This is a genomic window from Chroococcidiopsis sp. CCALA 051, from assembly GCF_003015105.1.
Lineage (GTDB): Bacteria > Cyanobacteriota > Cyanobacteriia > Cyanobacteriales > Chroococcidiopsidaceae > Chroococcidiopsis > Chroococcidiopsis thermalis.
In genome coordinates this window covers 1-9,656 of sequence record NZ_PYCI01000196.1, presented here as the reverse complement: position 1 = coordinate 9,656, position 9,656 = coordinate 1, and the positions used below count along the sequence as shown (strand labels likewise).

General features: G+C 45.0%; 7 protein-coding genes. 2 read left to right on the top strand and 5 right to left on the bottom strand.

From position 1 onward, the window contains the following. Positions 1-176: 176 nt before the first annotated feature. The 3 genes from C7Y66_RS28735 to C7Y66_RS28725 all read right to left on the bottom strand — a co-directional run bounded on the left by C7Y66_RS28735 (position 177) and on the right by C7Y66_RS28725 (position 6,248). Entirely contained in the window at positions 177-3,806 is a 3,630-nt protein-coding gene (locus C7Y66_RS28735) for a PAS domain S-box protein (protein WP_106548168.1), read from the bottom strand. A gap of 71 nt (positions 3,807-3,877) precedes the next feature. Continuing rightward, the gene (locus tag C7Y66_RS28730; protein WP_015155457.1) at positions 3,878-4,309 is read right to left on the bottom strand and encodes a response regulator; all 432 of its coding nucleotides are present in this window, start codon (positions 4,307-4,309) and stop codon (positions 3,878-3,880) included. Between the two features lie 166 nt (positions 4,310-4,475). After that, complete coding sequence (locus tag C7Y66_RS28725) at positions 4,476-6,248, bottom strand: PAS domain-containing protein (protein WP_106548167.1); 1,773 nt, start codon at positions 6,246-6,248, stop codon at positions 4,476-4,478. A 670-nt stretch (positions 6,249-6,918) separates the two neighbouring features. On the opposite strand from C7Y66_RS28725, the gene C7Y66_RS33280 reads away from it, so the two are divergent. Continuing rightward, positions 6,919-7,665, top strand: a complete 747-nt coding sequence (locus C7Y66_RS33280; protein ID WP_039717060.1) for a response regulator transcription factor — start codon at positions 6,919-6,921, stop codon at positions 7,663-7,665. A gap of 246 nt (positions 7,666-7,911) precedes the next feature. Next, positions 7,912-8,352 carry a hypothetical protein gene (locus C7Y66_RS28715; RefSeq protein ID WP_106548169.1) on the top strand — a complete coding sequence of 147 codons (441 nt, stop codon included), beginning with the start codon at positions 7,912-7,914 and terminating at the stop codon, positions 8,350-8,352. A gap of 13 nt (positions 8,353-8,365) precedes the next feature. Here C7Y66_RS28715 and C7Y66_RS28710 read toward each other — a convergent pair whose 3' ends face one another. Both C7Y66_RS28710 and C7Y66_RS28705 read right to left on the bottom strand, forming a co-directional pair. Continuing rightward, entirely contained in the window at positions 8,366-8,788 is a 423-nt protein-coding gene (locus C7Y66_RS28710; RefSeq protein WP_106548166.1) for a ketosteroid isomerase family protein, read from the bottom strand. 162 nt (positions 8,789-8,950) lie between these two features. After that, positions 8,951-9,472: an orange carotenoid protein N-terminal domain-containing protein gene (locus tag C7Y66_RS28705; protein WP_106548165.1), complete on the bottom strand. Its 522-nt coding sequence runs from the start codon at positions 9,470-9,472 to the stop codon at positions 8,951-8,953. Between the last annotated feature and the right edge of the window lie 184 nt (positions 9,473-9,656).

Below are 9,656 nucleotides of genomic sequence, written 5' to 3'. Positions count from 1 at the left end.
CAAGGGGGACAAGGGGGACAAGGGAGCGATCGAACTAAGTTCACGCTAACAGAATATTGAACTAATAGCTTCATTCTTTAGAGAGTCGGGAGTCGGGAGTCTGGAATAAGTGGTGCGTGGTGCGTGAATCAATTTTGAATTTTGAATTTTGAATTTTGAATTTTGTCCCCTGCTTCCTACTCACCAGTCACTGTCTTCGGTAACTCAACGTTAAATGTCGAACCTTTACCTAATTGACTTTCAACTGAAATTTTGCCTTGCATCATGTGGACTAGCGATTTGGTAATTGCTAAACCTAAGCCAGTTCCACCATGTTTACGGGTTATCGTTTGATCGACTTGACGGAATTCCTCAAAAATATGCTCTAGTTCCGATGCAGCAATGCCAATCCCAGTATCCTTGACACTCAGCATAAACTGTGTATTTGAAAGTTCGCAAGTTTTGATTTCTATACAACCAGATTCAGTAAATTTAATTGCATTAGAAAGTAAGTTGACTAATACTTGACGCAGGCGGTTACTATCATTAACAATTGTCACATTTTCTGTTTGCAAATCGACATGTATAGGTAACTGCTTCTGCTCCGCTAGAGGTCTAAGTTCATCAATAGTTGATGAGACCAGACGATCTAAGCTAATCAATTCTAATTGCAGTTCTAGCCGACCTGATTCAATTTTAGATAGATCGAGAATATCGTTAATTAAAGCAAGGAGATGTTTGCCATTACTCAAAATGCGATCGATCATGCCAGATTGAGTTGCAGACAAAGCCGCAGAACGCTGACGTAACAAAACTTGCGCAAAACCAATCACGGCATTCAAGGGCGTGCGTAGTTCATGAGACATGGTGGCGAGAAACTGAGATTTCAGCCGTGCTGCTTCGATCAACTGGAGATTTTGCTGCTCGATCCGTTGTCGAGTTAACTCTAATTCTCGATTTTGCTGGGCTAAAGTCAAATTTTGAGCAGCTAGGCGTTCTTCCCGTTCCTCTAAAGCCTGGATTAAACGGGCATTTCCGATCGCGATCGCCGCCTGTTCTCCTACCGCTGCCATTAAATTTTGGTCTTCAGGATCGAAAGCATCAAGATTTTGCCAATTTCCCACCACCAATACACCCAAACGCTCTCCATTCACCGAAGCGATCGGCACTGCATACAAGGAACTAGGAGCCAAAGAGAATTCGGAATTCGGAATTCGGAATTCGGAATTAAATTCTCCTCTTCCCCCTTGTCCTCCTTGTCCCCCTTGTCTCCCTTGTCCCTCTTCCCTACTCCCTGCGCCCTTCGCCCTACTCCCTTGTCCCCCTTGTCCCTCTTCCCTACTCCCTGCGCCCTGCGCCCTTCGCCCTCTAATCAGCCGCGCTTCCCCAGTCTCAAATACCTGCCTCAAGACTCCCAAGTCGGGATCGAGAATTTCGGTTAAGAGCAATCTTTCCTTGCCAATACCTGCTGTGGCAGAAGTTTCTAATTCGTCAGTCGCAGAATTGTAAGTGGCGATCGCGGCAAAATCTGCATCGGGGATTCCATCACAGACAGCTCCGACGATAACGTGTAGTAGCTCGGATACGTCGGTTAGGCGTTGGTTGAGCAGGTTGCCAATCCGCTGCAAGACGCGCAGTTGTTGCTGCTGTTCGCCTAAAATTACGATCGCCTGACGCAGATTTTCGCCAATTTCATTCGCCTCTTGGTAAAGCCGCCCGTTATCTACTGCTAACCCAGCCCGACGACCGAGATCCTCGGCAAATATTAAGTCGGCATTAGTATAGACTCGCTGTGACTCAGCTGCCACAAAACTAATTGCTCCAAGCGTCCTACCGCGCGCTTGAATTGGGACGCACAGCGCCGATTTCATCTGAATTTGGCGCAAACTCTGCAAATGGTCGCGATCGCGGGCGAGATTTTGAAGTAAGCGATCGTCAATCTCTGGGTATAAAACTGACTCCCCAGTATGGATCACCTGGGATACGCCCAACGTACTATTTGAACTAACAGGATAGTGGCAAGCTAAGGCTTCTAGCCACCGTACCTGAGATAATGCGGAATGAGCCACGCTCACCTGCCGGATCGAGCCGTCTGCTTCGAGAATGTGAATGCTACACCAATCTGCTAGCTGCGGTACGATCGATTGAGCTAGGTTATTCAAAATAGTTTGATAGTCCAGAGAAGCAGCCAGAATGTTGCTAGCTTCAACTAGGAATCGTTCTTGATCTTCAATCCGTTTGCGCTCTGTAATATCAACAAACGCTCCGATACTGCCTCGGCATTGACCTTGCTCGTCAAACAAAGGTGCGGCGTTGCCAAGTAATTTGACTGGGGGCGTACCTTCTTTGGTTACTAAGTCTAACTCCACATCCAGCACTGGTTTACCGCTGCTTGCTGCTTGTTGCATGGGTAACTCGGAAGCAGGAATTTCTTGACTTTGACGGAAGACTTTGTATGTCGGTCGTTCTTCTAATGGCGCGCTTTTAGAAGCATTAGCAGTTGATGATAGCCCCATTAGCTTTGCCATTGCTGAGTTGACGCGAATATACTGGCATTTCGGATCTTGGGCGATCGCAATTCCCAGGGGAATCACGTCGAGCAGCGTTTCCAACTCATTGACTCGTCGCGCCAAATCTCGGTTGAGGCTAATAATTTCGGCTTCCGAACGCTTGCGATCGCTCAAATCGACAGTAAAACAAATTGCCGTGTCGGGTGACTGCTCTACAACTGCCGCACCTAATAGTATTGGCACTCGCGTTCCGTCTTTACGGATATACTCTTTTTCATAATAATTAAAACTACCAGCCGTGCGCAGTTGTTCGATGACAAGTCGATTCTGCTCGGCATATTCTGGTGGGGTCATTTTTTGCCAGTGCAACTTTCCCGCTTTTAAGTCCTGCTCAGTGTAACCCACCATTTGTAGAAAAGCTTGATTTGCCTCAAGAATTTCTCCACTCAACTTTGTTAATATCACACCTACGATATTTGTTTCCGCCAAGCGCTGGAACCGAGATTCGCTAGCTTTAAGCGCAGCATCCAGCCTTCTACTCTCCGTGATGTCGCTCACAATTCCCGACATTCGGTACGGATAGCCGCGAGCATCTCTTTGAGCTTTTCCCCTAGCCACGCAATGACGATATTCCCCAGAGGAATGCAGAATCCGAAACTCAGCTTCGCATTTTTCTCCGTGTAGCAGGTGATTTCTAACTACAGTTTTGATCTCGGGTAAATCTTCTGGATGAATTAAATCTAATAGTGCTGTGGGGGTGTGAGTAAATTCTGCCCGCTCGACCCCAATAATTTCTAATAACCGATCGTTACAATAAACTTCATCGGTGGTACAGTACCAATCCCACACCCCATCATTAGCAGCTTCTAGTACTAATCGATAGCGTTCCTCGCTTTCTCTTAAAAGATTGTTTGCCTCTTGAGCTGCCAATTCTGCTTTATGCAAGCGAATGGCATTGCGGAGAGTCTGGCTTAGTCCCTCTACCGACAGTTTAGATTTCGACAAATAGTCATATGCCCCCGCTTTCATTAGCTGGACGGCGATTTGCTCGTCTCCTTGCCCTGTCAATACCACCAAAGGAACGGTAAAGCCCAAAGAGCGAATTTGTTGTACTAAACTCAAGCCATCGCCATCAGGCAAGCGATAATCTAAAAATACGCAGTCAAACTGCTGCTGTTGCAACTGGGCGATCGCTTCAGCACAGCCATTTGCTTCTGACAAATCCATCTTCACCCCAGCAGTAACTAGCGTTCGCCTCACTGCCATGCGATCGACTTCATCATCATCTACAACTAGAATTTTGACTGGTTCTTCCATAAAAATCAGGAATCGAGAGTCTGGAGCCGGGAGTGGTAGTTTTCACGCACCACGCACCACGCACCACTCATTTAAGGCATTTCACTTAAGGTCCAATAATTATTCAGCGTTGCCATGACTTGGACAAAGTTATCAAACGTGACTGGTTTGAGAATATATCCAGCAACATTCAGGTTGTAAGCCTCAACTTTATCTCTGTCTTCGTTAGATGTCGTCAACATAACGACAGGGATCTGCTTGAGATTGTCATCACCTCGCAATTCTCGTAAAAATTCAATTCCATTCATTCTGGGCATGTTTAAATCTAATAAAATCAATCGCCGCTCTTGCGGGATTGGCGATGGTTCGCCTTCACTTCCTCGCAAGATTGACAATGCTTCTATCCCATCACTAGCTGTGTAGAGTGAATTGGTAATGTTATTTTTCTTAAACGCTCTTTTTACGTTCATGACATCCACTTCGTCATCCTCGACAAGTAGAATATGAATCATTTTGTCTTTCATTATGAAGTTTTATATATTCCATCTTGACTAAAATTGGAGCATATACACCTCAATCGTTTGTAGTATTTTTGAGGGAACAGGGAGTATTGAGTAGTTAGTGGCTGGTGGCTAGTGGCTGGACTTTTCTCTAGTCACTAGCCACCAGCCACTAGTCACTGATAACTGCTCACTTCTTCCAAGTAAAATAAAAAGCTGCTCCTTGTCCTGGCTGTGATTTTAGCCGAATAGTACCTCCTTGTTGTTCGACAATTTTTTTGACGATCGCTAAGCCGATTCCCGTGCTTTCGATTGTGTCACGGGGCGACAGGGTCTGGAAAATACCAAATACCTTGTCGTGGTACTCGGGCGCAATTCCGTCCCCATCATCGGCTACGACAAATTCATAATTTGAGGCATACTCTTGCACGGAAATACTGACTCTGCCATCCTGCCTGGGGTGGTATTTAATGGCGTTGCTAATTAAGTTAGTGAAAACTTGTTGTAAAGGTAATTTTTCAGTCACGATTGTCGGCATGGGTGCAATCTCAATTGAGAACGTTTCAGGTGGAGAGAGGGAGTCAACGACCTCTGCTAACAAATCTCCTACAGAAACTTCAAATTTTGGCGCGTCCATTCGTCCGACGCGGGAATATTGCAGCAATCCGTTAATTAAGGCTTCCATGCGATGGACGCGCCCCCGTAGTAAGTTCATTTGGTGGCGCGTGTCTGCTGTCAGTTTGTCTGATAGATCTTCTTCAATCCATCCTGATAAATTAGCGATCGCTCTCAATGGTGCTTTGAGATCGTGAGAAGCAACATAAGCAAACTGATCTAATTCTTGATTGCGCTTTTCTAACGTCACGTTAGTTTGCGCTAGCACGGTTGTGAGATAAGTTAATTCCTCTGCCCGCGTTTTGAGTGCGTCTTCCGAAACTTTGCGATCGCTAATATCCAAACAGCAGCCAATATATCCGGCAAAACTTCCGTCGGGGGTAAACCGAGGACTGCCTTTTTCAAAGATCCAACGGTACTTACCATCCGCCCGTCGCAGGCGAAATTCTTGCGCGAACTCTTGCCGACTGTGAAAAGCTGATAAATAAGTTTCCACGCAACGAGAGACATCTTGCGGGTGTACTGCTTCCGTCCAACCTTCTCCCAATTCCTGTTTTAAGCTGCGTCCGGTAAAATTTAACCAAGACTGATTGGCAAACTCCCACAAACTGTCAGTCCCAGCCATCCAGATCATCACGAGTGCGCCGTCTGCCATCGTGCGAAATCGAGCTTCGCTTTCCCGTAATTCTGCTTCTGTTTGCTTGGCTGCGGTGATATCCAACATCAATCCCCGCAGTTTAGATTTTCCCTCGCGATCGCGGGCAAAGTGCAGGCGATCGCGCAACCACACCACACGTCCATCTGCGGCTATGCATCGGTATTCCAAACTACAATCGCGCTCTCGCTTTTCCTGGTGGTAAAAATATACTACATTTGCCCGATCTTCAGGGTGAACGAGATTCTGCCAAAAGTTCGGCTGTTCTAGCCACTGCTCCACCGGGTATCCTAAAATTCCTACTGCACTTTGACTGACGAAGGTAAATCGCGCCGTTGCTGCATCGTATTCCCAAACGATTGTGTCTTCCAGCCCGTTGACTAAATCCTGAAATCTCTGTTGTACGGCTTCTAGTTGTGCTGTTTTTATTGGTGTCTTTGCCGATTCCGGTTCGGTCGAGTTTACTTCGGTTCGATCGATACAAGTGACTTGCCGATCCGGTACGTCACTCGCTTCTGGGATAACTTGTTCTTGCCACCAATAATAGTTTCCATCTGCTGCCAAAACTCTGTAGGAGACAGTGTAAGCCTGCTGGCAAGCGATCGCTTGCTGCCGTTGCTGGTAATAGCGATCGCGATCTTCAGGATGGATGGTCTGCCAAAGTTCTCCAGGAACTGTTTCTATTTGGCTCATTTAGTTTTTGACTGTATTAGCAACTTTATTTTTATGCTAGAGAAAATTTTATGACACTGTTCGATTCATGAAATTTATTCAACCAGTATCGCAGTTAAAATATTAACTTACTAGAGTGGTATAGAAGGGGAAAATCTAAATATTAGAATTTCCAAAAACTCTTTTTGCATAAGTCTTTTCGGTGGTTTGTAATAAAAATTTTCTTTCTTTATGCCAAAAAATTTACAACTATTGTTGAATTAAGTTTTATTATAAGTTTAAGCTAAAATACCTTAAATTTAAAAAAATTTAAAATAAGAGAAGAGTCAAAAATTCTCTCTTGAGGGGGATGAAAAAACCTGGGTAAAAGTATTAAAGCCATAAGTAGAGGTTTTTGCAGGATAGCAAAAGATTGTCTAGGCAATGATGGAGCATGAAAGCTGATGAGGATGGCAATGTAAATAAAAGTACTAAGATTGAATTGTTGAACAAAGCTAGAGTTAAAAACTTACTTGATATAGCACTCCTACAAGAGTTTATGGAATGGCTAGAGCAGTGAGTAAGGGCTGCGTCTACCTCGCTTTGAATCCCACTTGACTTTCAGTTGTAGGACATGCAGCCAAAGCATCATCTGTCATTTAGTACCAGACCAATGACAAATGACCAATGACAAATGAACAATGTAAAAAACATGAGTAAAATTCGCGTTGCTTTAATTGAAGACCACGACCTCACTCGCGTCGGGATCAGAACAGCACTACAACAGCGGCAAGAACTTGAAGTGGTAGGCGAAGCTGCCAACGCTAGCGAGGGTTTGCAGTTATTGCAGACAGTCCATCCCGATATTGCGATCGTGGATATCGGTTTACCTGATAAAGATGGCATTGAACTAACTAGGGAGATTAAGGCAGCCGCAAGCGAGGGAGAAGGATTCACTACCAAAGTTTTGATTTTGACTTTGCGAGACAATCGAGAAGCAGTGTTAGCTGCTTTTGCGGCGGGGGCTGATTCTTATTGCATGAAGGATATTAGTTTCGATAACTTACTAGAAGCATTGCGCGTCACCCACAGCGGTAATGCTTGGATCGACCCCGCGATCGCCCGCATTGTTTTACAGCAAGTCAAACCCGCACCTGCTGAAGTTCCTGCTGCTGTAGTCGCCGAAGTTAGTAAAGAAGACAAAGATAACAAAACTGTTGCTATCCATGCAGCTGATGAAGACTACGACCAAATGTTAGCTGCTTACCCCCTCACCGAAAGAGAATTAGAGGTATTGCAACTAATTGTAGAAGGTTGTAGTAATGCTGTAATTGCGGAAAAACTATACATTACCGTTGGTACGGTAAAAACCCACGTCCGCAACATCCTGAACAAACTCTGCGCCGATGACCGCACCCAAGCCGCAGTCCGCGCCCTGAGATCTGGGCTAGTTGGCTAGGTTTTTGTAGAGGCGCGATATATCGCGTCTCTACAGAGAAATATTTAAAAAAGTTCGACTTATAGCAAGTATTACTATAAATTTTGTTAAGTTAGGTTTATCAATCGGTAGTGAATGTCTAATAGTGGGGTAAAGGGTTGCATAGCACAGTCAAACGAGCTAAGCGCTAAGTTTGAGTTTTTGCTCTAATGGCAAGCTATGCGATCGCTTGAAATTGGGCGTAAGATTCAGAACCCAGATATACCCATGACACAGTTATTTGCTTTGTCTCCGCGCTACCGTCTTGATGATGAACTACCCTGGTTGGAAGCAATCGATCCTAGCCATCACTACTGGATTGCTGTTAATGGCGATCGCAGCGCGATCGTAGCAATTCCAGGGCTAACAGTCTCCTCTTTTGACGAGTTCAAGCAAGCAATTCGTCAATTTAGAGCCTTGCAAGCAGGGGAACAAATGACTGTAGCGCGGGCAGCCAGTACTTGTACTGTTTACTGCATCAGCTCTAACTGTTATGCCATCTCCGCAAAGGTGAATGGTGCTGCTGTATGGCACTTATTCGATTATGAAACTTTAGAAAGTCTGCTAATGACTGCATATCCAGACTGGCAATGCAGTCCTAAAGATATCGAAATGGGTCGGCAACTCCTAGCAAAATCTTTTCAGCAAGTGTTGGCTTCAAGTACCTAAGATATACAACTTTCTATCGCTTCAAACTCAACAACTCCTGCGGTGAGGCTAAGAGTTTGATTTTGGTGGCAGCAATTTCTTGCTGAGAATTGAGTAAAAAGAACCAAGAAACGTTCACGCCAAACAGAGGGGTTTGCACCTTCCCCACGACTTGCACTTCCAAATCGCCTTCCACACTTTGGGAAATTCCTCGCTCTGGCTCCAACTTCATCCCCTGGGCTTCCCGTTGCAAGAAGGAAGCGATCGCCTCTCGTCCCACAATTCCTTCTTCAAAAGGAGGATACATCACTCCATCTGTAGCGAATAAATTTGCACAGGCTTGATAATTTTCTGTGTTTAATGTGTCAAAGTAACGAATAATGGTAGATTCTGTAATTCCTGCTATTTGTTGTACCGTATCCTGCGGCGATCGCGTTGATGCTTCCATGCGATTCATTAATCCTTCTCGACAAAAACAGCTTGCTCTTAACGCTCACGATCGCATATAAGAGCAGGTCAAAACCTGCCCCTATAGAAGGATTCTAGGAATTGTCATTCGTTATCAGTTATTTGTGGGTACTATCCGAATGACAAACGACCAATGACAAATAACGAACAACTAATCTGCTAAAGGATCGACACCCATATCAGCGACAAGTTTCCGCAAAACGGTAATTTGTTGACCGAAATCGAGCTGTTTAATCGTTGCCAGTGTTTCATTCACATCGCGAGAAGGCTGGTATCCTGTAGGCATAGGAACGACAAAACCTTGAACCATTAGCTCTGATAACTCATACCAAAAAGCTAATTTAGTGTTATTGCTTAAAATACCGTAGCTGCGGCTAATTGGAGTGTTTTTTCGCTCTACCAAGTCGCGCATTGCCTCTAACTGCTGAGCGTGAGACATTTGTTTCAAAGAATTGAGCAAACCTTCTGCAAGTTGCAATCGAGCCGCACCAGGAGCCGCAGGCGTGATAGAACGACCCATTTCCGTGTAAGCGTACCATAGCAGTGCGAATTGGTCGTCGGTGCTGAGGCGCTTCACCAAAGAAATGGTAGCAGGCACGGCATCAGCTAGCTGAAAATCAGACTTAAGGCGATTGGAAGCAAAAGAAAAAGCTGATTCGGTTGTGTACGTCATGTCTGCACTAGAGATTATTGACAAAGTGGTGAAAAAATGCTCAAATCTCTCCTCCTATTTCATATACTGCAATACTTATTTACGAAAAGCAAATAAAATTAACAAATCAATGAAACAGTTATCAGTTATCAGTAGGGAGCAGAGGAGCGCACGAGCGCACGAGCAGAGGGGAAGAGGGGGAGAG

What these genes read in the sequence shown, in the direction of transcription:
- C7Y66_RS28735 (WP_106548168.1), bottom strand. Translation starts at nt 3,806, where the DNA reads ATGGAAGAACCAGTCAAAATTCTAGTTGTAGATGATGATGAAGTCGAT.
- C7Y66_RS28730 (WP_015155457.1), bottom strand. Translation starts at nt 4,309, where the DNA reads ATGAAAGACAAAATGATTCATATTCTACTTGTCGAGGATGACGAAGTG.
- C7Y66_RS28725 (WP_106548167.1), bottom strand. Translation starts at nt 6,248, where the DNA reads ATGAGCCAAATAGAAACAGTTCCTGGAGAACTTTGGCAGACCATCCAT.
- C7Y66_RS33280 (WP_039717060.1), top strand. Translation starts at nt 6,919, where the DNA reads ATGAGTAAAATTCGCGTTGCTTTAATTGAAGACCACGACCTCACTCGC.
- C7Y66_RS28715 (WP_106548169.1), top strand. Translation starts at nt 7,912, where the DNA reads ATGACACAGTTATTTGCTTTGTCTCCGCGCTACCGTCTTGATGATGAA.
- C7Y66_RS28710 (WP_106548166.1), bottom strand. Translation starts at nt 8,788, where the DNA reads ATGAATCGCATGGAAGCATCAACGCGATCGCCGCAGGATACGGTACAA.
- C7Y66_RS28705 (WP_106548165.1), bottom strand. Translation starts at nt 9,472, where the DNA reads ATGACGTACACAACCGAATCAGCTTTTTCTTTTGCTTCCAATCGCCTT.